General features: G+C 59.6%; 22 protein-coding genes. 5 read left to right on the forward strand and 17 right to left on the reverse strand.

Going from position 1 to position 23,937, the window contains the following annotated elements; translation table 11 throughout:
* Positions 1-17: 17 nt before the first annotated feature.
* From AAGW23_RS04980 to AAGW23_RS05035, 12 genes are all read right to left on the reverse strand, one after another.
* The gene (locus AAGW23_RS04980) at positions 18-782 is read right to left on the reverse strand and encodes a glycosyltransferase (protein ID WP_319300300.1); all 765 of its coding nucleotides are present in this window, start codon (positions 780-782) and stop codon (positions 18-20) included.
* A complete protein-coding gene (locus tag AAGW23_RS04985) occupies positions 745-2,028 on the reverse strand; it encodes a hypothetical protein (protein WP_319300303.1) in 1,284 nt (427 codons plus the stop codon). The genes AAGW23_RS04980 and AAGW23_RS04985 overlap by 38 nt, the downstream gene beginning before the upstream one ends.
* A gap of 172 nt (positions 2,029-2,200) precedes the next feature.
* A complete protein-coding gene (fcl, locus tag AAGW23_RS04990; protein ID WP_159968757.1) occupies positions 2,201-3,169 on the reverse strand; it encodes a GDP-L-fucose synthase in 969 nt (322 codons plus the stop codon).
* A 2-nt stretch (positions 3,170-3,171) separates the two neighbouring features.
* On the reverse strand, positions 3,172-4,296 hold the full coding sequence (gene gmd / locus AAGW23_RS04995; RefSeq protein ID WP_319300307.1) for a GDP-mannose 4,6-dehydratase: 1,125 nt from the start codon (positions 4,294-4,296) through the stop codon (positions 3,172-3,174).
* A 171-nt stretch (positions 4,297-4,467) separates the two neighbouring features.
* Positions 4,468-5,697: a glycosyltransferase family 4 protein gene (locus AAGW23_RS05000; RefSeq protein WP_319300309.1), complete on the reverse strand. Its 1,230-nt coding sequence runs from the start codon at positions 5,695-5,697 to the stop codon at positions 4,468-4,470.
* 1 nt (position 5,698) lies between these two features.
* Positions 5,699-7,090, reverse strand: coding sequence for a lipopolysaccharide biosynthesis protein (locus AAGW23_RS05005; protein ID WP_319300310.1), 1,392 nt, complete (start codon positions 7,088-7,090; stop codon positions 5,699-5,701).
* A 14-nt stretch (positions 7,091-7,104) separates the two neighbouring features.
* The gene (locus AAGW23_RS05010; protein ID WP_148926571.1) at positions 7,105-8,451 is read right to left on the reverse strand and encodes a UDP-glucose dehydrogenase family protein; all 1,347 of its coding nucleotides are present in this window, start codon (positions 8,449-8,451) and stop codon (positions 7,105-7,107) included.
* Positions 8,452-8,607: 156 nt separating this feature from the next.
* A complete protein-coding gene (locus AAGW23_RS05015) occupies positions 8,608-10,809 on the reverse strand; it encodes a GumC family protein (protein WP_148926572.1) in 2,202 nt (733 codons plus the stop codon).
* Complete coding sequence (locus AAGW23_RS05020) at positions 10,809-11,342, reverse strand: polysaccharide biosynthesis/export family protein (RefSeq protein ID WP_148926573.1); 534 nt, start codon at positions 11,340-11,342, stop codon at positions 10,809-10,811. Before AAGW23_RS05020 ends, AAGW23_RS05015 begins: the two co-directional genes overlap by 1 nt.
* Positions 11,343-11,384: 42 nt before the next feature.
* Positions 11,385-12,548 (reverse strand): outer membrane beta-barrel protein, encoded by a 1,164-nt coding sequence (locus tag AAGW23_RS05025; RefSeq protein ID WP_128119522.1) that lies wholly within the window; start codon positions 12,546-12,548, stop codon positions 11,385-11,387.
* 806 nt (positions 12,549-13,354) lie between these two features.
* Positions 13,355-14,191: a CvfB family protein gene (locus AAGW23_RS05030; protein WP_148926574.1), complete on the reverse strand. Its 837-nt coding sequence runs from the start codon at positions 14,189-14,191 to the stop codon at positions 13,355-13,357.
* A gap of 90 nt (positions 14,192-14,281) precedes the next feature.
* Positions 14,282-16,624 (reverse strand): glucose/quinate/shikimate family membrane-bound PQQ-dependent dehydrogenase, encoded by a 2,343-nt coding sequence (locus AAGW23_RS05035; protein ID WP_319300318.1) that lies wholly within the window; start codon positions 16,622-16,624, stop codon positions 14,282-14,284.
* A gap of 374 nt (positions 16,625-16,998) precedes the next feature.
* Between AAGW23_RS05035 and AAGW23_RS05040 the strand changes: the two genes are divergently transcribed.
* The 4 genes from AAGW23_RS05040 to AAGW23_RS05055 all read left to right on the forward strand — a co-directional run bounded on the left by AAGW23_RS05040 (position 16,999) and on the right by AAGW23_RS05055 (position 19,527).
* Positions 16,999-17,178, forward strand: a complete 180-nt coding sequence (locus tag AAGW23_RS05040; RefSeq protein ID WP_019342315.1) for a hypothetical protein — start codon at positions 16,999-17,001, stop codon at positions 17,176-17,178.
* A gap of 96 nt (positions 17,179-17,274) precedes the next feature.
* On the forward strand, positions 17,275-17,997 hold the full coding sequence (locus AAGW23_RS05045; protein ID WP_319300320.1) for an RNA pseudouridine synthase: 723 nt from the start codon (positions 17,275-17,277) through the stop codon (positions 17,995-17,997).
* Between the two features lie 151 nt (positions 17,998-18,148).
* A complete protein-coding gene (locus AAGW23_RS05050; protein WP_342405259.1) occupies positions 18,149-18,910 on the forward strand; it encodes a PAAT family amino acid ABC transporter substrate-binding protein in 762 nt (253 codons plus the stop codon).
* A 77-nt stretch (positions 18,911-18,987) separates the two neighbouring features.
* On the forward strand, positions 18,988-19,527 hold the full coding sequence (locus AAGW23_RS05055; protein WP_319300326.1) for a hypothetical protein: 540 nt from the start codon (positions 18,988-18,990) through the stop codon (positions 19,525-19,527).
* A gap of 6 nt (positions 19,528-19,533) precedes the next feature.
* Here AAGW23_RS05055 and AAGW23_RS05060 read toward each other — a convergent pair whose 3' ends face one another.
* Positions 19,534-19,725, reverse strand: coding sequence for a hypothetical protein (locus AAGW23_RS05060; protein ID WP_319300327.1), 192 nt, complete (start codon positions 19,723-19,725; stop codon positions 19,534-19,536).
* A 202-nt stretch (positions 19,726-19,927) separates the two neighbouring features.
* Here AAGW23_RS05060 and AAGW23_RS05065 point away from each other — a divergent pair, with 202 nt between their 5' ends.
* Positions 19,928-20,806 (forward strand): DUF6279 family lipoprotein, encoded by an 879-nt coding sequence (locus AAGW23_RS05065; RefSeq protein ID WP_319300329.1) that lies wholly within the window; start codon positions 19,928-19,930, stop codon positions 20,804-20,806.
* A 22-nt stretch (positions 20,807-20,828) separates the two neighbouring features.
* Here AAGW23_RS05065 and AAGW23_RS05070 read toward each other — a convergent pair whose 3' ends face one another.
* The 4 genes from AAGW23_RS05070 to AAGW23_RS05085 all read right to left on the reverse strand — a co-directional run bounded on the left by AAGW23_RS05070 (position 20,829) and on the right by AAGW23_RS05085 (position 23,913).
* Positions 20,829-21,803 (reverse strand): SDR family oxidoreductase, encoded by a 975-nt coding sequence (locus tag AAGW23_RS05070; protein ID WP_342405260.1) that lies wholly within the window; start codon positions 21,801-21,803, stop codon positions 20,829-20,831.
* A gap of 85 nt (positions 21,804-21,888) precedes the next feature.
* Positions 21,889-22,713 carry an aldo/keto reductase gene (locus AAGW23_RS05075; protein WP_342405261.1) on the reverse strand — a complete coding sequence of 275 codons (825 nt, stop codon included), beginning with the start codon at positions 22,711-22,713 and terminating at the stop codon, positions 21,889-21,891.
* Positions 22,713-23,177, reverse strand: coding sequence for a VOC family protein (locus AAGW23_RS05080; RefSeq protein ID WP_102835840.1), 465 nt, complete (start codon positions 23,175-23,177; stop codon positions 22,713-22,715). The genes AAGW23_RS05075 and AAGW23_RS05080 overlap by 1 nt, the downstream gene beginning before the upstream one ends.
* Before the next feature lie 100 nt (positions 23,178-23,277).
* On the reverse strand, positions 23,278-23,913 hold the full coding sequence (locus tag AAGW23_RS05085; RefSeq protein ID WP_319300331.1) for a LysE family translocator: 636 nt from the start codon (positions 23,911-23,913) through the stop codon (positions 23,278-23,280).
* Positions 23,914-23,937: the final 24 nt, after the last annotated feature.

The raw sequence follows: 23,937 nt of genomic DNA on the forward strand, positions 1-23,937 counted from the left end.
GGATCGTTTACCTGTGTTCAGCGCCCCAACGACGAACGCAATTGTTTGGAATGCGTATGGACGTAATGCAACATGTAAAGCGCCAACGCATTGGGTTTGGAAAATTTCAGGAACCGCTTTCTGATATCCATGTCTTCACGGATCGCTTCAAAGCGGCGTTTATGCGAGACACCCGTGGTATCGAATATACAGAGTGGAAAAGACAGCTGGAGAACCTCGGCCTGCAAATCCAAGCCCTGTAGAAACTCAAGCAGCAGGCAATAGTCGGCTGACAGCTTGTAATCCAAGCGGAATTTGAACTGCCGCAGCCGCTCATTTTCGAAGTACATCGTTTGATGGCTCGCCGGTAGACCAAGCGGTGCTCGCTCAATGGGGCGCGCGGCAGTACGCTTCAATTCACCACTGGCTTCCTTGCGATAGAAGTCGCCATACACAAATTTTGGTTTTACGTTGGCATCCGTTAATTCTTCGTTGATCCGCTCTAGTACCGTCGGATCGGCAAATGAATCGCCACTGTTAAGGAACAGTGTAAAGCCAGGCGTTTCAACAGCCCGCTGCCGCCCCTTTTCCATTGCGTCATAGATGCCTTTGTCCGGCTCTATGGTTATTTCAGCTTGGCTGTCCTGCAAATTCCTCAACCACTCGCCGCTGCCGTCTTTGGACGCACCGTCGATGACAATCCAGCGGAAGTTTCGGTAAGTCTGGCTGGCCAAGCTCTGATAGGTTTCCTTCAGGCCATCAAAATTATTCCAGTTTATAGTTACGATACTGAAACTGACCATAATTCACCTGTTCTAGATTTGCATTTAAAGGAGCATCCGCCGTCTGCAACTTGGCGTAATAAAGGAAGAACGCAGCAGCCATTCCATACACATCGCCCGAGAACGTCAGTGCGTTGGACAACGTGATATTCAGCATGCTGACCACGAATGAAAGCTGTAATGCGGCAAGAAGGTTGCCTTTGTCCGTGCACTGGCGCATTACCCAGATGAAGCCGCCATAGAACATAAGGACGACAACCGGAGTCAGGAACCCATAGCGGTGATAGACCCCGAATATCCCGACGTCGGCGAGGTAGAAGTGCGAGTTATAGACCCTTGAAAAGCCCCCATTCCATTGCAGGGACAGCGCGCCCATACCGAAGTAATTGTTGCTGCTGATAGCGTCGAGAATCACTGAGACAGTTGTGTCCCGTACCCCAGGTCCGGATGTCGCATCGAACAACAAGGCATCGAATCGTGCGAACTGCTCCTGGTAGAACTCAGGAACCAGAAGATACGACACCACCAGAACAGCCAGGCCAAGCGCACTCAGCTTCAACAGTGAGTCGATGCGCTTGCGGAAAATCCATACTCCGGCCAGCGCCCAGACCAGCATGGTCTGGCGCGTTTGCATGACCAACCACAGATAGGCGACGAAGTAGAGAAGGATTGCCAGCCGGCCGAGGGTGACGCGGTCCTTCATGCTGTACATCACCATGAACACGGCAATGGTCACGAACGGCGAGCCAATGCGGAAGCGGTTCGGTCGCAGCAGATCCTCGTACTGCGTCCAGTCATCGACGGTAAAGGAGGCAATCTGGTTCTGCGGAATGATGCCCAGGTAATACGCAAAGCCCAGCGTCGCGCAAAACAGCGCGATATATAGAAAGTATTTCGCCAGCTCTTCTTGGGTGGGAGAAGCCTTGATCAACAGGAACAGCGTCGGGAAGAACACCAGGTACTGAAAGAAGCGCCGCTCTTCCAGCAAGCCGTACGGCAGCGGTTGGCCGAAGTTCAGGTTGGCGAGTACCGCAGAAATAACCGGCAACAGGCAGCCCATGAAGATGATCCACAGGCTGGTCTTCGATTGGTAGACCCACTTCCACGCCACGAACAGACAGGCAGTCGCCGCCACCACCAATAGCAGGAACACCTCTTGGAAGTATGCGATCCCGGCTCGCTTGTCATCCGTCAGGAAGAAGCAGGTCGAGTTCAGCAGTAACAGGATGAACAACAGATTCTTGTACGCCAGAACTTTCCTTAACAAGCGCTCTCTCCAGTATCCGATTGACGTGGCGAAACATAGAACCGAGCAGCCCATCCTGATGACTTGGATGAGGCAGCACACTGCGGCGAAGAAACATGCGCCATGGATGGACAACAGCAGCGGTAGAAAGGTCCGCTGCCGTCAAATGCATCCATGCCAGTCACTATTTCGGTCAGTGGCGTGCCTGATGCTGGTTTTCCACGAACCAGCGATAGGCGTCGCGCAAGCCGTCTTCCAGGCTGATGCTGGACTGCCAGCCCAGCGCCTTGAGGCGGGAAACGTCCATTAGCTTGCGCGGTGTGCCATCCGGCTTGCTGCTGTCGAACTTCAGTTCACCCTGGTATTCGGTGACCCGGGCGATGGTTTCAGCCAGTTCACGAATGCTGCAGTCAACACCGGTACCCACATTGATGTGCGAAAGCATCGGCTGGGTATGGGCCTGGTAGGTTTCATCATCCAGCTCCATCACGTGCACGCTGGCAGCGGCCATATCGTCGACGTGCAGGAATTCGCGCTGCGGCTTGCCGCTGCCCCAGATCACTACCTCATCGTCGCCACGCTGGGTCGCCTCGTGGAAGCGCTTGAGCAGAGCAGGCACGACGTGGCTGTTTTCCGGGTGGAAGTTGTCGTTGGGACCATAAAGGTTGGTCGGCATTACGCTGCGGTAGTCACGCCCGTACTGGCGGTTGTAGCTTTCACAGAGCTTGATACCGGCAATTTTGGCAACTGCATACGGCTCGTTGGTCGGCTCGAGCACACCGGTCACCAGCGCTTCTTCCTTCATCGGTTGCTCGGCGAACTTCGGATAGATGCACGACGAGCCGAGGAACAGCAACTTGTTCACATCGTTGCAGTGGGCCGCATGAATGATGTTCGCCTCGACCATCAGGTTCTGGTAGATGAACTCGGCCGGATAGGTGTTGTTGGCGTGGATGCCGCCCACCTTGGCCGAGGCCATGTAGACCTGATCGATTTTGTTTTCAGCAAAGAAGGCATTGACGGCCGCCTGATCGACCAGATCCAGCTCTTCACGACCGCGCGTGATGAGGTTGGTGTATCCCAGCGCCTGCAATCGGCGGACGATTGCAGAACCCACCATGCCGCGATGTCCCGCAACAAAAACACGTGCGTCACGATTCATATTCAATTCTCCACACTCACTGGGATTTCGAAGCCGTGCTCTTTGAGCAGGGCATGGCGCTGGGCAACTTTCAGGTCCTCGCGAACCATTTCGGCGCACATTTCCTGCACGCTGATCTCTGGCGTCCAGCCCAGCTTGTTCTTGGCGTTGCTCGGGTCGCCGAGCAATGTTTCCACTTCTGCCGGGCGGAAGTAGCGCGGATCGATGCGGACAACGACGTCACCGACCTTCAATGCCGGCGCCTTGTTCCCTTCGATACCAGCAACGATGGCGCGTTCGTCGATACCGCTGCCTTCGAAGCGCAACTCGATGCCTAGCTCGGCGGCAGACCACTTGATGAACTCACGCACCGAATACTGCACGCCGGTAGCGATGACGAAGTCTTCGGCCTGATCCTGCTGCAGCATCATCCACTGCATGCGCACGTAGTCTTTGGCATGGCCCCAGTCGCGCAGTGCATCGAGGTTGCCCATGTGCAGGCAGCTCTCCAGCCCCTGAGCGATATTTGCCAGGCCACGGGTGATTTTGCGGGTCACGAAGGTTTCGCCACGGCGTGGGGATTCGTGGTTGAAGAGAATCCCGTTGCAGGCATACATGCCGTAGGCTTCGCGGTAGTTCACCGTGATCCAGTAGGCGTAGAGCTTGGCGACTGCATAAGGGGAACGCGGGTAGAACGGCGTGGTTTCCTTCTGCGGAATCTCCTGAACCAGGCCATAGAGCTCTGACGTGGAGGCTTGATAGAAGCGCGTCTTCTTTTCCAGACCCAGCAGGCGAATGGCTTCGAGGATGCGCAAAGCGCCCATACCATCGACATCGGCCGTGTACTCCGGCGACTCGAAGCTGACCGCGACGTGGGATTGCGCGCCGAGGTTGTACACCTCGTCCGGCTGGACTTCCTGGATGATGCGGGTCAGGTTCGAGGAGTCGGTCAGGTCGCCGTAATGCAGGACGAAATTCTGATCTTCGACGTGGCGATCCTGATAGATGTGGTCAACCCGCTGCGTATTGAACGACGAGGCACGGCGCTTGATGCCATGTACCTCGTAGCCCTTTTCCAGCAGAAACTCAGCGAGATAGGAACCGTCCTGGCCAGTAATTCCGGTGATCAGCGCGCGTTTCTTTTCCATTTCAGAGTACCTGTAGGTTCCAGATGACGAGAGGGGTGTTGAGTTGATGCTGGGACGGCAGCGCAGCGGCGCCCAAGCGCCCTGCTCTGTCATGCAGCTGATTTAATCGATGGTTGGCTGACGACGTTAACGAGGCGTTACCGCCCTGCCCGGGGCGGACAGACGGTCCGCTCACGCGAGCATCTCCTCGTACAGCGCCTGGTACTGACGGGCTATGACGGGGCTATCGAAGGTGCTGACGATCTTCTCGCGCGCGTTGAGCACGAGCTGCGGATAGTCCGCCTCGCCGGCGACCCATTCGACGCCTTCGGCTAAACCCTGAGCGTCGAAGGGGGCAGCCTTGTAGCCGTCGTGCTTGTGCGTCACGATGTCCTTCGGCCCTGTGGCATCGAAGCACACCACGGGGGTTCCGCAGCCCATGGCTTCGGCCAAGGTCTTGCCGAACGCCTCCATCAGGCTCGGCGCGATGAAGACATCTGCCGCCGAATAAAGCAGGCGCAGCGAGATGCTGTCATGCAGGTAGCCGAACGAGGTGTAATCGAAGCCCAAACCGTCAGCGACGGACTGGTCCAGCTTGCCGAAAAAGCACAGGTGATACTTGGCCGGGTCGAGGTGCGTGAGCATCTCCAGATATTTGCCGAAACCCTTGTAGGTGTCTTTGGCACTGGTGCAGCCGGTCAGGATGATCTTCTTCTCGGTCTCGATACCAAGCAGTTGCCGCGCCAGCTGTTTGTCCAGTGGAAAGAACTCACTGGCATCGACGTTGTTGTGGATGGTGCGCACGTCGAAGTCGCGGAACAGGAGACTCTGCCTGGCCTGCTCGGACACCCAGTCGCTGATGCCGATCATCTTCATCGACTCGGGCAGGTACTTGCGCTTGCGGTTGAGTACGAAACGCGACAGGTCTCGGTCGGAGTTGCTGCCAAGCTGATTGCAACTGCCACAGCCGGTGGTGAATTTTTCACAGCCCATGGCGTAGTGGCAGCCGCCGGTCATCGGCCACATGTCGCGCATGGTCCAGACCAGCGGCTTGCGCAGCTTGGCCAGGTGTTTCATGTCGACGAAACCACCGTTGACCCAGTGCAAGTGCACCACGTCCGCCTCGCGGCACTCGGCACTGTCAGTGAAGTCGGCGCCCATCACACCGGCGCTGAACATCCCGGGCTTGCGCTTACGGTAAACACTGGCAAACGCCTGGTCGGCCTGGCTCCTGGCGATACTGATGATCTTGTCTTTCTTGCTGCGGCTGACGGACACCACCGAGGTGTCACCATGGGTTTGCTGGCTGTTGGTGTAGACGAGCGAGTCGACACCCAGCGACCTCAACCCTTGGTGCAACCAGTACGCGCCGCGCGCGGCGCCGCCGGTCAATTCGCCAGCGACCAAATGTAATACTTTCATATCAATCGAAACTCTCTTTCGGGTGCTGGACGTTCGGCTGCTGAGCCGCGTACCACCTGCGCGAAGCGATCAGCACGATCACTATCAGAGACGAATAGATGACGATGCTGGCGACGGCGAATGCCTGCACGGTGGCCAGTGCGGTGCCGATCAACAGCGCACCGCCGAACAGCGACAGCACGCGCAAGCTGGTGCTGAACACTTCGAACAACAGGAAACGGGCTTGCAGCGACAGCGCCGGTACCGCCACCACGCACGGGCGCGAAACAAAGATTACGTACTCGGCCAGGGCCAGCCAGCGGGCGTATTCGCCAGCCACATGCCATTGCTCACCGAACACCAGCGCAAACAGCCAGGGGCCGAAAACGGCCACAACGGAAAACGGAACCAGACCGACCAGACCCAGCGCGGCGGTCGCTTTCAGCAGCATCGCCGCGACCGGCTCGCGGTCATGGATGGCACGGCTGATACGCGGGTAGTAGACGTCGGCCACCGATTTGCCGATCAGGTTGGTCGGCATGGTCAGCGCCTGCTTGCACAGAGCGAAGAAGCCCGCGGCAGCCGGTCCGAAATAGGCAGCAAGCACCAACGTCGGCAAATGCTGCGACACGGCGTTGATCAGCATCACCGGCGCACGAAACCTCGGGAAGTCGCTATGCCTGCGAGCCAGTTCGAGCATGCCGGGGCTGCTCTGCTCGGGGTCTTCCGCATGGTTATCCGCATGGGGTTTGGCGCGCAGCATGGCCAACGCGAGCATTGCCGCATGCAACGCTTGTTGCAGGGCGGTGGTGCAGACCAACACCAGAGCAGAGGACTGCACCAGACCCGCGACGGTCCGCATCGAGTTGAAGAACAACGAATGCCCCACCGCCACACTTGCGGTAATACGGAAACGCTGGGTGCGAAAAAGCCACTGCTGGCAAATCTCAAGCGCCGCGCCGCAGAACATCACGAACGGGATGAGCATCAGGTACGGCTGAATGATCTCGATCTCGAGCGTTCGGGAGAGCTGATCGCCAAAGAAGTACAGCGCCAGAGCGACCACTGTCGCCAGCGACAACGCAGTAGCCAGAGCCAATCGCACCAGACCTCGCGCATCGCCATCGCGCTTGGGCAGCACGATGGCAATGGGATAGGTCAGCGCCGCTACCGGAATCAGCATCATCGTGACGCTGAGAAAGGTGCCGAGTACCCCATACGCTTCCGGACCATAAATGCGGGTGATCACTGGCATGAACGCCAGGGTGATCGCCTGCGCACCGGCGGTGCCAGTCACCACGGTCAGGATATTGCGCAGCAACTTGCTGCGCATGCTTGCCTGCAGCAGTGCGGCCAGACGCTCTCTCACCGGAGACGAAGCGCGCCGCATACTGGACTGATCGATGGCGCTCACTCGCTGCCCCTCGCTCAGGCCTGGACTGGCTGACGGCCAATGCCGTAGTAGCTGAAGCCTTCGCGCTTGACCTGCTCGCGGTCGTACTGGTTACGTCCGTCGATGATCAGCGGTGTGTTCAGCAGGCGCTTGAGCGCACGGAAATCCGGGCGACGGAACGGCTTCCATTCGGTGACGAGGCACAGTGCATCGGCATCTATAGCGGCTTCGTATTGGCCTTCGACGATCTGCAAACGGCCGTCGGTGAACCAGCTCTCAGGGAACTCGCGGCGGGCAGTTTCACGAGCAACCGGATCGAACGCGCGGACCTTGGCACCGGCATTGATCAGGCTATTGATCAGCACCACGCTGGGCGCCTCGCGCATGTCGTCGGTGCCGGGCTTGAACGCCAGCCCCCAGACCGCGAAGGTGCGGCCGCTCAGGTCGCCATTGAAGTGGGTGGACAGCTTGTTGAACAGCGAATGCTTCTGCTGATCGTTGCGCGATTCCACTGCCTGCAGCAGCTTGGGCTCGAAGTCGTTCTGATGGGCGATGTTGATCAGCGCCTTGACGTCTTTCGGGAAGCAGGAGCCGCCATAGCCACAGCCGGCATAGATGAAGTGGTAGCCAATGCGCTCGTCAGAGCCGATACCCAGGCGCACATTCTCGACATCCACATCGAGGCGCTCGCAGAGGCTGGCGATCTCGTTCATGAAGGAAATTTTCGTTGCCAGCATCGCGTTGGCTGCGTACTTGGTCATTTCCGCATCGCGAATGCCCATGAACATGGTGCGCGGCCGATTGCGAATGAAGGGTGCGTAGAGCGCGCTCATCACTTGGCGAGCGTGCTCGTTGTCAGCACCGATAACGATGCGGTCCGGGTGCATGAAGTCGTTGACCGCTGCACCTTCCTTGAGAAATTCCGGGTTGGAGACGACCGAGAATTCGATGTCGACGCCACGCGCCTCAAGCCGCTCGGTGATCGCTGCGCGCACGAGGTCCGCCGTGCCGACCGGCACTGTCGATTTGTTCACCACGATTGCAGGAGCAGTCAGCGTGTCACCAATCTGCTTGGCGACCTCCAGCACATAGCGTAAATCGGCGGAGCCATCTTCGCCCGGCGGAGTTCCGACAGCGATGAAAAACACTTCGGACTGCTCGACTGCCTCGGAGAGCGACGTGGTGAAGAGCAAGCGGCCGGACTGATGGTTCTCGGTGACTATCTCTTCGAGGCCCGGCTCATAGATCGGCAGAATGCCCTGCTTCAGGTTATCGATTTTGGCCTTGTCAACGTCGACGCAGTAAACCGTGTTGCCCATCTCCGCGATACAGGCTCCGGTAACCAGTCCGACGTAGCCGCTTCCAACGACGGTGATATTCATAGCAGGATCCTCGATTCATACATTGATACAGGCGTGCCTCGGCGCGACCCTTTTCGGTGGCCGTGGCGCAATTTTTTCGCTTGGGCAGATAGTCAATCCGGGGTGTGTCCATCGCATGGTTGGACACACCCCGGTAAAGGATTGACGAGCCGGTCGTCAGACCGTTTGTGGCTCGCTGTATCCGTAATGGTCGTAGTAGCCACGGAACTGACCGTTCTTCTTGGCTTTCTCGATATCGACGTAGTTGAGCACCACGCCGGTGACCGGCGCGTTGCTGTTCTGCAGCTGGCTCACCCCTTTCTGCACGTGAGGGATCAGCGTGCTATCGGACTTGACGACGTAGATCACCGCATCAGCGAGCGTGGACAGCACAGCCGCATCACTGACCGCCTGGCTCGGCGGCGAGTCGATGATGATGCGGTCGTAGCGACCCTTGACCACTTCAAGCAGCTTGGCGAAACGCGGTGAAGACAGCAGCTCCAGCGGATTGGAGGGCACCGCACCGGCAGCGATCATGTCGACGTTGCCAACGGTCTGAATGCACTCCTCAAGCTTGGCGTTGCCGCCGATCAGGTTCACCAGGCCCGGCGTGCCCGGCTTGAAGTCGAACGCCTTGTCGAGGGTCGCACGACGCAAGTCGGCGTCGATCAACAGCACGCGATGCAGCTGGCCCATGGCGAACGCGAGGTTGGCCGATACCGAACTCTTACCTTCGCCCGGTGCGGTCGAGGTGATCACCAGTACCTGACGAGGCTGGCTTGCCTCAGTCAGTAGCAGGTTGGTGCGGATGGTCCGTACCGCTTCGCAGAACCGCTTGTCACCGCTGCGCTCGAACAGATGGCTGACTTCCTTGCGCAGCTTGCGTGGCACCTGCGGGACGATACCCATGACAGGCAGACCCAGCTTGGACTCGACCTCTTCAGAGCTCTTGAAGGTGTTGTCGAGAATTTCGCGGATGATCGCTTGGGCGATACCCAGCACCAGTGCCAGGAACAACGCCACCACCAAGATCAGCTTCTTGTTTGGCGCGCTGGCCTCGGTTGGCGGGATGGCTGCATCGACTACCCGAGCATTTGTAGAGCTGAGATCCGAGGTTGCGGTGGTTTCCTGCAGGCGGGTCATGAAGGTGTCGTAGAGCGCACGATCACTTTCGACCTCACGCTGCAGGTCACGCACCTTAAACTCTTTGCGGGAAATATCCTGAATCCGGCCCTTGTTCTCGTCGAAGGAAGCCTTCAAGGAGTTCTCGTTGGCGACGGCCAGCTGATAGTTACGCTCGATGCTCGCGACGACCTGCTCGACCTGCTGTTTCAGGCTGGCGGTGGCCGCATTGAGGTCTGACCGAGCAGAAACCATTGCCGGGTGGCGGTTGCCGTAGCGACGCGAAAGATCTTCGACACGCGAACGGGCATGGGCCTGGTCAGCTTTGAACTGCTGGATCAGCGGATGACCCAGAACGGCCGGCACGCTGGCCAGACGCTCCCAGCCCTGGCTGCGCATGGACTCGACCTGGCGGTACTGGCTTTCGGCTTCGGCACGCTGACGACGCGCATCGATCATGCGATCACCAGTAAGCGACAGCTCGTTGGCGCTGATAGTGCCTACACCATCGAGGTCGACCAGCCCTTCCGCATCGAGATAGGCCTGAAGGCGATCTTCCGAAGCCTGCAGGTTCTCACGCAGCGAAACCAGGCGTTCATTCATCCAGCTCGCAGCCGTCATCGACATGTCGACCTTCGCTTCCAGCTGCGCCTCGATATAGGCCTGCGCCAACCGGTTGGTGGCCTGAGCGGCAGTCAGGTTATCCGCCATGGATACGGACAGATAAACCAGCTGACTCTTGCCCTCGACCCACACTGACGTACGCTCCATGAACTGCTGGGTGGCGTAATCCATGACCTGCGCTTCGGTGATCGGCTCTGGCTCTTCGCCTGTGACCATATCGATCAGAGCGCCAACATCGACCAGCGGGCCCGGCTGCTGTCGCAGATCGAACTCGGGGTGTTCGGTCAGATTCAGATCGCGGACGACGCGCTCGGCAACGCCCCGGCTCTGCATCAGGCTGAGCTGTGTCTGCAGATACTCGCTGAGCTCAACCGGGGTATCGGCTGCCGGCTGGAACGACAACACCGGCGTGCCCTTGCTCTCGATGAGCACCGTGGCGACAGCCTTGTAGATCGGCGTCATGCGCGACAGCAGGAAAACGGTCAGCACCGCGACGACCGCCACGAGGAGTATGATCCCCCACTTGCGCGACCAGATTGCATGCCAGATTTTTTTCAGATCTATGAAATCACTATCAGCCGCGGGCCCAGCGGGGCGCTGCCATGGTCGATCCGGGCGAACTGGGCTATTCATCAGAAGAATCCTTCATCGATGTTGATCGTGTCGCCAGGGCGAACCAGGGTATTCATGGTGGCTTTCTCTTCCGCGCGGCTGCCTTGCGAGCCGCGCACGATGGTCATGCGTTTGGTCGAGGCACGCTCGGTCAGCCCGCCAGCAAGCGCGATGGCGCGGTCAAGCGTGAGGCCGGGCTGAAACGGATAGCCACCTGGAAGCTTTACCTCACCGGCGATGTAGAACTCGCGGTAGTTGGCGACCGATACCGATACGCGCGGATCGACCAGATAGCCATCCTTCAGCTTCTCGACCAAGATGTTGCGCACTTCACCTGGGGTTTTGCCGTTGGCGTCCACCTCACCAATGAAGGGAAAGGTGAAAGTGCCAGCGTCTGTCAGACGAATCTCTTCGAAGGTCAGGTCCGGTTCACCATGCACATTGATGCGAATGACGTCCCCCGAGCCCAGCTGGTATTGCGCAGCACTGGCGCCGGCACTTAGCGCCAGCAACAGCAGCACGGAAAAGAATTTGAAAATGTTCGGGATGCGCATGGTCGGCTCCTCCTTAGGCACTGGTTAACGTCCTACCCGGCCTCAAAGGCTCAGGTCGAAACTCAGCAAGTAAACGTTTCGGTCGAAGGTCCTCGAGCTCAGGCTGGAGTCGTTTTCCGTTCTGAGATATGACAGGGTCACGTCGGCCCAGCGGTCTGGCGACCAGGTCACGCCGGCACCGTAGCCGCTGCGCTCATCGTCTCGATTGATACCTTTGTACTCGCGATCGGAAAAGCGGTAGAGCAGCTCGGTCGATACACGCGAGGTCCACTCGTGATCCCAGGTGGCGAGCGTCGTCCAGTCATTAATGGTGCTGGCACCGTTGTCACCCTCGTCGAAGGCGCGACGGGAATTGAGCGTGAACGCCGAGTAACTACGGGGTTTATAGGTGACGCCGATTTCCCACATGGGGCTGGTGGAGTCTTCACGCTGATCGCTATCGAAGTCCTTGCGCTCGGCGCCAAGCTTGAACATGCCGGAGGTCTTCGCGCCGGCATCCCAGGTCGCACCGCCAAGCAACGCCACGTTGGTGCTGTCACGCAGCGCACTGCTTAGCTTGTAGTCGTGATCGGTATGGCGTATCTCAATGAGCGAGCGCGTCTTGGAACCCAGACGATGGAACCAGACTGAGTTGAACATCAGGCTGTTGCGTTCTTCGGACGCGTTGATGTTGCCGCTGTTGTGGTAGCGCCGCTGCTCGTAGTGCGTACCGAATTCCAGCTGATTGCGAGCCGTGCGGGCACCGAAGCGATAAGCAGCCTGGGCAACGGCGGTGCTGTACTTATCGTTTTCGGTGTTGATCTCGGTGTCGGCGGTCTCTTCCACGCGGTGGTAGGCGAGGCCCCAGGTCAGGCGATGCCGGGAGGTGAACTCCATGGCGCTTCTGAGCCGCAAATGGTGGTCGGTGTTGCTGGCTTCGGAATCCGAATGGAAGATGTCGCTGTTGAACGAGTATTCGAGTTCGTATTCGCTGTTGCGATTACCAGTCCCCAGCACGAAGGTTGGATTAATGCCGGTGACCCAGGATGCCTGTTCGTTGTCCGACAGGCCGCGATAGTTGTCGTCGTAACTTTCTCGCACCACCAGCGTCGGGGTGAACTCGAACCCGCCCAGCTGAATGTATCGGGGCTCGCGCTCGCTCTGTGCCCAGCTCTGGGTAGCCGCTAAGCACAGCAGCGATAAGCATGGAAGCGTGATCTTCCTCATATAGAATCCCTTCTCGGAGATAAATTGTGGTGCATACCTACCTTCTGGCTGCGTCGCCTGGCTGCTGTGAGGAGGCATAGACACGCAACAGACCGCAAATATCCTAGACAGTTGCACATTCACTCAGCAGGGCACCTTCCAGGCGCCAACAGCTTTTATCTAGCACTGGCTCTAATCCGGCTGGTTACTGCACGCTACCGCCCGGGAACGTGCGCCCGTGGCGAAACATCTTGTCAACATCCGCACGCAAGCCCCGCCAAGCGTGCGATTCACGGTCGAACGACGGCTTAATCTGACCTTGGCTTGGATTTTATTGTTGGCGCGGCAACGTGTAGCCGTGCGGCGCTGGCCCAGCTTGTCATCACGCCGTTGAATTAAGACTCAGCATTCAGGCGCACATGAGCTGTACTGCAACGGGGAATAAGAAACAGGCCAAGCCTCTACTCGGAACAGCACCGTTCAGACGCCTGCCATGTCTCGTTGCGCCGCTCAAGGTCTCGCGGGCACATCCAGTCGACCGTCTCAACGCACGTTGTAAAGCACCAGCGACCCTTTCTGGACCCAGCCTGATATGAACGAGTTCCATATGGGAACTCGGACGAGTGCGACGGGGATGAGTGGCAGCGGCTAGTGTTTGATCAGACGAGACAGGCCAAAACCTGGCAGATGAGCGAGGTGCTCAAAAACCCGCGCTAGATGGGTCGGCAAATCGATACGTCGATTCATGATTGGGCGCAGGGCAAAACAGGGGGGAAAGGAATGCCAAAGTAACTGGCACGGGCGACCCACTGGGCCGCCCGCACACCTCAGGCTCGCTCGATACGGTCGGGATGGATAATGATGCGCCCCTGCTTGTACAGGCCACCGATGGCTTTCTTGAAGTTGCCCTTACTGACGCCGAACAGCCGCGCGATTTCATCTGCGGCGGTCTTGTCGCTGACGGGCAGGCTGCCCTGGTTTTCCTGCAGCTTTTGCAGAATCAGCGCCTGCAATGCATCAGCCGCCTCGCTGCCCACCGGTTGAAGGCTCAGGCTGATCTTGCCATCCGCACGAACTTCCTTGATGTAGCCCTTCTCGCGGATGCCGCCACGCAGGAACTTGAAGGCCTCGTTCTTGTGGATCAGCCCCCAGTGCTTGCCGTTAATGATTGCCTTGTGGCCGAGATCGGTGGGCTCGACCACCAGCAGATCAACGGCTTCGCCGACCTTGTAACGCGCAGGCATCTTGTCCAGATAACGGTCGAGGCGCGCCGTGGCGGTAATACGACGGGTGTGCTTATCGAGGTAGACGTGAACGACACAATAATCGCCCTCGTTGAGCGGCCGCTTTTCTTCAGAGTGAGGCAGCAGCAGATCCTTAGGCAGCCCCCAGTCGAGAAACAGCCCGATCCGGTTGATCTCGGCGACCTTGAGGCTTGCGAATTCGCCGACTTGCACCTTGGGTTTCTCGGTCGTTGCGATGAGCTTGTCTTCACTGTCGAGGTAGATGAAGACGTTCAGCCAGTCATCGACCTCGGTAGGCGTGTTTTTCGGAATGTAGCGGTTGGGCAGCAGGATTTCGCCATCCGGACCGCCATCCAGATAAAGGCCGAAACCGGTGTGCTTGACGATTTGCAGGCTGTTGAAGCGCCCGATTGCGGCCATGTAACAATTCCTCTGTGTCTGTGGCGGCGATTCTAGCAGGCCACCCGCTTGTCGCGTGCGCACCGCTGCGGCGCGCACGCGGCAGCGCCGTTATCGCGGCAGTGCGTAGGCGATGACCGAATCCCCGGCCTTGGTGCCGAGCGACCCGTGACCGCCAGCAACGACCACGACCATCTGGCGCCCCGAACGGCTCTGATAGGTCATCGGCGTCGCCTGGCCACCCGCAGGCAACCGTGCCCGCCAAAGCTGCTTACCGGTGGTGACGTCATAGGCACGCACGTAGTAATCCAGCGTACTGGAGAGGAACGCCACCCCGCCAGCGGTCATCACCGGCCCGCCCAGACTCGGCACACCCATTTCGAATGGCAGCGGCACCGGTGCCCGGTCACGCACCGTACCGTTCTTGCGCAGCCAGTGGGTTTTACCCGTGCGCAGGTCGGCGCCCGCGACATAACCCCATGGTGGCGCCGTGCATGGCAGACCGATCGGCGACACGAAGGGCTTGAGGTCCACCGCGAAAGGCGCGCCGAAATTTTCGTTCAGATGCGGTTCGCTATCTGAGACATAGTTCTTCTCGTCGTTCTCGCGTGGAATCAGCGTTGAGATGAAGGCCAGATAGGACGGTGCGCTGAACACCATCTGCCGAACCGGATCAACCGCCACGCCGCCCCAGTTGAAAACGCCGAAGTTACCGGGATAGACCAGCGACCCCTGCGTCGTAGGCGGCGTGTAACGCCCTTCGTAACGCAACGAGTTGAATTGGATGTGGCACATCATCTGATCAATGAAGGTCGCGCCCCACAAATCGGAATCCTTTAGCTTCGGCGGCTCGTACGACAGTGCCGACACAGGCTGCGTCGCGGCAGCATAGTCACCCTCAGCCGCGCCCTGCGGCGCCGGAACCTCCCGCACCGGCAGCACGGGCTCACCCGTACGACGATCCAGCACATAGATGTCGCCCTGCTTGGTCGGCTGTACCAGGGCCGGGACCATACCCGACTCGGTCTGGATATCGACAAGGCTTGGCTGCGCCGGCACGTCCATGTCCCAGAGATCATGGTGCACGGTCTGGAACACCCAGCGCAGCTGCCCTGTTTCCAGATCCAGCGCGACGATGGAAGACGAGAAGCGCTCACTGTTCTCGCTGCGGTTGCCGCCCCACTGATCCGGAACCTGATTGCCCATCGGCACGAACACCAGCCCCAATTCCTCATCGGCACTGGAAATGCTCCAGCTGTTCGGCGTGCTCTCGCTGTAGGTTTCGCCCGGCGCGATGGGTGCAGTCTGCTCCGGATTGCCCGGGTCCCAGTTCCACTTCAACTCACCGGTAATCGCGTCATACGCGCGGATAACGCCAGATGGTTCGGTGGTCGAGACGTTGTCATTGACCGCCCCGCCGACGATGACCAGATCGTTAGCTACAACCGGTGGCGAGGTGGAGTAGTAGAAACCCTCCGTGACGTTCGGCATGTTCTTCCACAAATTCACCGCGCCGTTTTCGCCAAATGATTCGCAGACCTTGCCGGTCTCTGGGTCCAATGCGATCAGGCGCGCATCCGCTGTGGGCATGAAGAGACGTCGCTGGCAGGCCTGCCCCTCAACCGGGGTCTGGCTGGCGTGATAGGACAACCCACGGCATGTCAGATGCTGCCGATTGGTCGAATCCGGAACCTCCGGATCGAAGCGCCAGCGCTCTTCCCCGGTCTCGGCATCCAACGCGATCACGAAGTTGTGCGGCGTGCAGATGAAGAGGCTGTCATCGATCTTGAGCGGCGTGACTTCGTAGGTGGTCTCGTTGGGATCGCTAGGACGTCGCATATCGCCGGTGTGGTAATGCCAGACCTTTTCCAACCGCTCGACATTGCTTGGCGTGATTTGCGCGAGCGGTGAATAGCGCATGCCGTGCTGAGTGCGACCGTAAGCGTGCCAATCGCTGGCTGGCACATCGTCGGCCGAGTCCACCTCGGCTGCAGGCGCCGCAGCAAGAGGTGGCGGCAGCATGCCTTTGATGTCACTGCTGTCGGAGGTCAAGGCGTGCAGAGCCGTCGCGCCCCATAGCGCCACGGCGATCATCAGCGGGATTGCGCTACCGCCCCAGGCACGCGCACCGAAGTGCTGCCAACCCAGCCGCTGCGCGATCCAGGGGGTCAGGAACCACAACCCAAGCGGGCCGATGATGCTGGCGCGAGGGGCCAGTTGCCACCAGTCGAAGCCTACTTCATAGATAGCCCATCCCAGCGCCCCGAGCATGACCAGCGCATAAACCCAAAGCGCCGCGCGACGCCGAACCCACAGCAATCCGCCCGTGAGCAGAAAGCCGACTGCGAGGATCGCGAAATACCCGGTACCGCCGAGCGCGATGATTTTCCAACCACCAACGGCAAGCGCCAGGCCCAGGATGATGCACAGGATTGCACTGATGACGACCGCCACTCTCCGCTCCTTATTCCATTGATGGGGCCGGAGATGACGAAACAAATAACTTTGCCGTGAGCGTCCCCTGCCTTGTCTTCGTGTCGTGGCAGACCGCCGCTTCGCCAGACCCGATAGTGTGTGGACCGGATGTGAACGAGAATGCTCCCGGGGGAGGGGAAAAATCGAAGACGCATGTGTGCTGGGGACCCAAGCCTGCTAACGCATCCGCCATCATTCGTTCTGCAGCCGAACACAGGCTACGGCAACGAGCCAGGCGAACCTGAGCCAGGCAGGAAGCGGGTAGAAGAAAATCGACTCAAGCGAAAAATCGAACAAAATTTAGTCAGATCTGTATAATGTCCGGTTCGACTGACCAAAGGAACCAGATGACGATGGCCTCCAAGACCACCACCGCCAAGCGCAAACCCGAACCCGCCAGCGAAACCAGCGAATCACTGGCTAGCCAGATGGCAGCCTTTCTGAAGGCCGGCGGCGAAGTACAAAAGATTCCTAACGGGGTCAGCGGCCAGACTCAGGGCCCGTCGCGCCAGATCACCATCAGCAAGAAGTAATCTCCGCAACACCCGACCTACTAAGCGAGCCCCCACTGCTTTTAGCCGTTTGCAGTGGCTCGCCAGGTTTCTCCTTCCGAAGCACCCGAGCCCACAATGACTGACCCGATACGCTTGTCCAAACGCCTTGCCGAGCAGATCGGCTGTTCCCGGCGCGAGGCCGAGCTGTATATCGAGGGAGGCTGGGTCAGTGTCGACGGGCACGTCATCGAAACCCCCTATTTCAAAGTAGGCGAGCAGCGCATCGAGCTGCTGCCCGGCGCCACCGCGACCGAATTGCCACCGGTCACGCTGCTGCTGCACAAGCCTGCCGGCCAGCCCACCGCAGCGGAACCGGCCGAGGCGATGAAGCAACTTGCCGAAGCCGGCCACTGGAGCGGCGACGGCTCACGCCTGACACCTCGCGAACGCCATTTTGCACGTCAGACCTCCGTTCTGCCGCTGGAGCAAGACATCAGTGGGTTGGTCGTATTCAGCCAGCAACGCGAGGTGCTCCGCAAACTGGCCGATCCACGCGACACGCTGGAGCAGGAGTACATCGTCGAAGTTGCTGGCGAGCCCGAGGAAGGCGGCCTGGCGTTGCTGAGCAAGGGCATCGGCCATCGTGGCAAGGTCCTGCCCAAAGCCAAGGCCAGCTGGCAGAACGAGACCCGCCTGCGCATCGTGCTCAAGTCGCCACAAGCCGGCGATCTGCGTCAGCTGTGCGAAGCCATCGGCTTGCAGATGATCAGCTGCAAGCGAATCCGGATCGGCCGCCTGTCAATGGCCAAGCTACCGGTAGGCGAGTGGCGTTTTCTCGGCGAACATGAACGCTTCTAGCCTAAAGCCGTCTCTTGCATAACCCTGACTGCTCACGCGTTGCGGCCGCTGGGCTATGCTGATGTCGATGGCAACGAAAATAAAGCCAGCTGCAGGCCGTCGTCACAGGCCCTGATCGCCGCCCCTCGCCATCGCGCGATAAAGGTTCACCATGCACAGACTCGTCATTTTGCTGACGCTCGTCCTGTTGCCCTCGGTCTGCGGAGCCCAGCAACGAATCGAGGTGTGGACGTATCATGTTTCGCCGCCGTTCGTTCTCGACGATGCCAAGGGGCTGTCGCAGGCGTTCGTCGAACTGCTCAACAATGATTCCGCCAATGACCACCGTTTTCGCTTCGAGCTGGTCAAATTGCCGCGCAAGCGTCTGGATAAGCGCTTGGAGCGGAAGCGGCCCGGCATTCTGCTTTGGGCCACTCCGAGCTTGTTCACAGCCGCGCAGACAGCTCACGGAACCTGGTCGGAGCCGCTGCTGACGGATCAGCAGGACTTCGTCTCGTTACCTGACGCCCCGGTTGAGTATGAGAACCCCGCATCGCTAGATAACTTGGTCTTGGGTGGGGTGCTTGGTCACCGATACGAAGGGCTCGAGGCAGAAATCGCCAGCGGTGCAATCAAGCGCCAAGACGCCCAGGGCGATCTGCAAAACCTCGAAAAACTGATGTCGGGCCGTATCAGCACCTTGCTGATCCCGCGCTCCACCCTGCTCTACTACCGTAAAGAAAGAAAACTTCGGGATTTATACGTCTCGAACACGCCGCTGTATCAGTTCAATCGCCGCGTGTGGATCGCCGACACCCTTGACCAGTCGGCCATCGGGTACCTCGACCGCTTCCTAGAAACCTTGCCAGAGAACCCCGAGTGGCAGATCCTGCTGTTCCGTTACGGACTGCAGCCCATTGCCGCCGCGCATTGAAACAGGCTGAACAGAAACGACACACACAGGTCAGAACACGCGCTGACCCACTAAACAATCGAGAGAACAAGGCAGCAATGAAGAACGCACTGGTGATCGGACTGCTCGTTGTCCTGGGCGGCTGCGCCTCACAGCCATGTGATCAACCTGGAAGCGATAGCGCTTGCCGCGCTGAGCGGTTGCTCTACCAGAACGACCTGCTGCAGGCCAAGATTCTGATTTCCATCGGCGATGAAAATGGCTATGAACTCGCCGAGGCGCTACTTGAGCGCAGCGCTCGGCTTGATGATCGTGGCGAGACCGAGTTCTACCAGGCCCTCCTGCTGATCCGTCAGGGCCCGCAAGCCGAGCAGGTCCTGCGCTTGCTGGAACAGGCCCGCGCCAAGGGTCATCCGCACGCGGTGGCGCTGCTTTACAAGATTTATCAAGATCCCTACCTGCTGAATGAGCGCAACGCCGTCAAAGCGGAACAATATCGCCAAGCCTACGCCGGGCTGGACGTTGCGCAGAGTGGCTATCCTTCGTTCGACAAAGCCTTGGAGCTGGTTTCCCAGCTCGTCGAGCCGCCTCCGCCAATCCCGGAGAGAGACGACCCGTGCGCTAGTCGGTGCCTCTGACGAACATCACTGTGGCGTAGGCGTCTGCGAAATCTTGGGGTCCTGTTCACCATCCAGCACCGCCTGCGCTTCCGCTTCGGTGGCGTACGGCCCGGCAATCGTCTGGCCATCGATCTCGACCACCCAACAGGTGACCCAGGTTGGACGCCAGCCCTGAGGTACATCGTCTCCGGTCAGATGCTTGATCCTGCGTTGCATATCCACCTCCGCGAGTAACTGTCAGCGTTTGAGCGTCGCGCTTGCGCTGCTCTCTTGATCTAAGACCACAACCGCGCGGATTTTCTCGCAGAAAAACAAGCCGTTGCTGTTTCGCCTCGAACTGACGAGGCGCTTGCGGCTCTATTGAACAGCGCAACCAAAACCCGTTCAGACATCTCGACACAACCAGACGAGGGCTGCGATGCAGATCAGTCAGACGCTTGTACGACAAACGATTCTGATCCTGCTGGCGTGTGCCGTCGTACTGTCCGGCTGCAGCCGCATGAATCTGGCTTACCGAAATCTGGACCTGCTGATTCCCTGGTCGCTCAACGATTACCTGGACATGAACCGTGACCAGCGGACGCGCTTTCGTGAGCAGCTGCGCGAGCACATCAGCTGGCACTGCCGTACTCAGCTGCCTGGCTATCTGGATCTCATCGAGCAGTTACAGGCACAGGTTCGCCAGGGTTCGCTGGATGAACCCGCACTCAGAGAGCACTACGAGACCGTCCAGAAGGCCATTCAGACGATCGCGCTGGAAATCACACCGACCACCGTTCAACTGCTGCGCGACCTTGATGACAGGCAGGTAGAGGAGCTGGACGAACAGTTCGAGAGAGATCGCCAGGAGCGCGAGGACAAGTACCTGAAACCGCCGCTGGACCAGCAAATCGATAAGCGCACCAGCCGCATGCAAGAGCGCGTCGAGCAATGGCTAGGCAAGGTCACTGCGGCTCAGCGCCAACGCATCCATGAGTGGGCTGAGGCGCTCAACGAGCAGAATCAGCTCTGGCTCGATAATCGTGCGCAGTGGCAGCGTTCGATGGTCGACGCCGTTCGCAATCGGGACCAGGCAAATTTTGACGAACGTATTGCTCGGCTGCTCCAAGATCGCGAGGTCTACTGGACCGCGCCCTATCGTGCCGCCTTTCCGACTGTGGAACAGGCCACAATCGACCTGATTGTCGACCTGTACGCGACGGCCGACGCGACCCAGCGTCGTCATATCGATCAGCGCCTGCAGGACATGAGGCGCGATCTTGGTTCTCTGGACTGCTTACCGGCAACGGCAGACTAGCCGCCGCCGGCACGAAGCAGTGCTAACGGCGTCGGCGTGCCAACAGCAGCCCGACCACACCCGCGACGGCAATGCCACTCGCCAGGAGCAAACCGTGCTGACCTTTCTCGTCGCTGCGCCAGCCACCATCGATACGACGCTCGCCCAGCGCCGGGTGGAAGAGGTTGCCGGAAGACGGCGCGACACGCTCGGCACGCCCCAGCGCCGCGCCTGTAAGCAGCCCCGACAACCGATCGAAACCCGGCGTGATGAAATGCGCAAAGCGAAGCAACGTCGCGGTCAGCCCCACCGATGTCGTGTGCCGCGGATGCAGGGCGAGACTGACCATCGCATCGGCCACCTGGCGCGGATCACAAAGCGGTGGCGGTGGCTGCAGCGAGCGGCCTGCGAAGTTGCCACCGTCCCGGAAACCGGGGGTATCCACCATCGAGGGGTACACATCGCAGATATGAATTCCCGGCCACCGCGCCAGCTCACCCCGCAGCGCATGGGAAAACCCGCGCAGTCCGAACTTGCTGGCTGAATAGGCCACTGCGTACGGCTGCGGCACCCAGCTGCCCACCGACTGCGTGTTGATCAGCACGCCGCCGTTCTGTTGTTTGAAATACGGTAGAACAACATGGGCACCGCGCAGATAGCCGATCAGATCCGTCTGCACGACCTGTTCGTGGGCATCCAGCGGCGTCTCGTCGAAAGCACCGACTGCACCAACCCCGGCGTTGTTTATCCAGATATCGATACGGCCTCGACCGAACTCGGCCGCCGCGCTGGCGAGCTGTTCGACCGAATCGCTGCGCGTCACATCCGTCGGCACCACCAGTGCCTCGGCGCCCAGGGCTCGGCACTCATTAGCCACTTCGTGCAACGCCTCCTCGTCACGCGCAGCCAGGACGACTCGGGCCTGCTCCCGCGCAAAGGCTTGCGCTGTGGCACGGCCAATACCGCTGGAGGCGCCAGTGATGACCACCACCACGCCGTCGAGTCTGGATTCGCTCATGTTCGCTTCTCCGGTTTGCTGTCAGTCATAAGCTGACACCCACGGCGAGGCAAACATTCCCCCGCGCCACGCGCGACGCTAAGTTTCAGACCATCTGCAAAGGCTGGGATCGGGAGGGCGGCGGGAAAGCCTTGTCGAGAAGCGCCAGGTCGTCGGCGCTCAATGTCAGCTCCGCTGCGCTGGCGTTTAGCCGCACATGAGCTGGGTTTGATGACTTGGGAATCACCAGCACCCCCGGCTGGCGCAGCGACCATGCCAGCGCAATCTGGGCAGGTTCCGCACCATGCCGCCGGGCAATGTCGAGTATGGCCTGATGACGCAATAGGCCTCCGCCCTGCCCCAGCGGACAGTAAGCCATGACCGGCATGCCCTGCGCCTGGCACCAGGGCAACAGATCAAACTCGATGCCACGCTCCTGAGGATTGTAGAGCACCTGATTGACCGCACAGTCCGGCGCATCCAGCTCGCGCATGTCATCCAGATCCAGGTTCGATACGCCCCAACGGCGAATCTTGCCCGCCTCTTTCAAACGCTCGAACGCCTCAACCGTTTCCGCCAGCGGGTATTGGCCGCGCCAGTGCAACAGGTAGAGATCGAGGCAGTCTGTACCGAGACGACGCAGGCTGCGCTCGCAGGCCTCAGGAACACCCTTGCGGCTGGCGTTATGGGGGTAGACCTTGCTGACCAGAAACACCTGGTCGCGGCAGCTGCGGATCGCCTCGCCGACCACCTCTTCGGCACCGCCTTCAGCGTACATCTCTGCGGTATCAATCAGAGTCATGCCCAGCTCGATACCCCGCCGCAACGCAGCGATCTCATTGCCACGCTCTGCGGGATTCTCGCCCATGTGCCAGGTGCCCTGCCCAACCAGGGGAACGCTGGCGCCATCGGCTAGCTTGAGGCTACGCATCAGCAGTCTCCTTGTGGGGCGTTTTGCTCGGCAACCGGCTCGGCCCAGGGATCATAGGTGCCGAAGTTCCACAAATGGCCCTCAAGGTCGCGGCAGCTGAAACCACGCCCGCCGTAATCCTGGTCTTTGAGCTCGATGACAATCTCGGCGCCGGCCGCCTTGGCCTTGGTATAAAGGGCGTCGGCACTGTTGACGATCACGTAGATGCTCTGAGTAGAGAGGCCTCCCACCTCATCCGGCTGTTTCACTTGGCGGCCGTATTCCGAATCCGCTACCGGCCCGACCATCAACATGCCGCTGCCGAAACTGAGCTGGGCATGAATGACGCCGACCTGCGCATCCTCGATCACACGTTGCTGCTCGAAATCGAAGACCTGGCAAAGCCATTTCAGCGCCGCGGGCACATCCCGATAGCGCAGACAGGGAATCAGATTGGACGTGGTGTTCTTGCTGTACCGAGACATGAGCGCTCCTTTACGGTTGCTGCGGCTGCGTCTATAAAAGCGCACCGCATACTCTTCAGACCGAAACAGGCGCTGACGTTCCCATGCAGTGGCTTGTTGCTTACGCCCGCTCAGCCAAGCCGAGACGGATACCCAGCGCGATTAACACCGAGCCGAGCACGCGGTCGAGCCACAGACTCAAACGATGGTTAGTGCGCAGTGCCAAACTTGCCCGAGCCGCCAGGAACACCATGGCGCATTCCACGACGACCGCCACTAGCACCACCAGCACACCCAATATCAACAATTGCAGCGCCACAGCACCATGGTCGGGTCGAACGAACTGTGGCAGAAATGCCATGAAGAAAATGGCCGCTTTCGGGTTGAGGACATCCACGAGGATGCCTTGACGATAAGCCTGCCAAACGCTGACTTTCGGCGCCGCTTCGAGGTTGAACGATGCGGTGGCTCCGGCAGAGCGCAACGCCTGAACACCGAGGTAAAGCAGATAGGCTGCCCCCACGTACTTGACCACAGCAAAGGCCAACGCCGAGGTGGCCATGATGGCTGAGATCCCCAGAGCAGCGGCCGCGACGTGCACCAACGCTCCGCTACAGACGCCACATACCGAGGCCACCCCGACCCGCCTGCCGCCGGACAGCGTGCGCGACAGAACGAACAGCAAGTCGGGGCCAGGCGACACATTCAGCGCCAGCGCAGCCGAAAAGAACACTAACCAAAACGTCGGCTCTGGCATTTACCTGCTCTGCTCGATTTGAAA

It is taken from the genome of Stutzerimonas chloritidismutans (genome assembly GCF_038562055.1).
In the GTDB taxonomy this organism is placed as follows: domain Bacteria; phylum Pseudomonadota; class Gammaproteobacteria; order Pseudomonadales; family Pseudomonadaceae; genus Stutzerimonas; species Stutzerimonas chloritidismutans_A.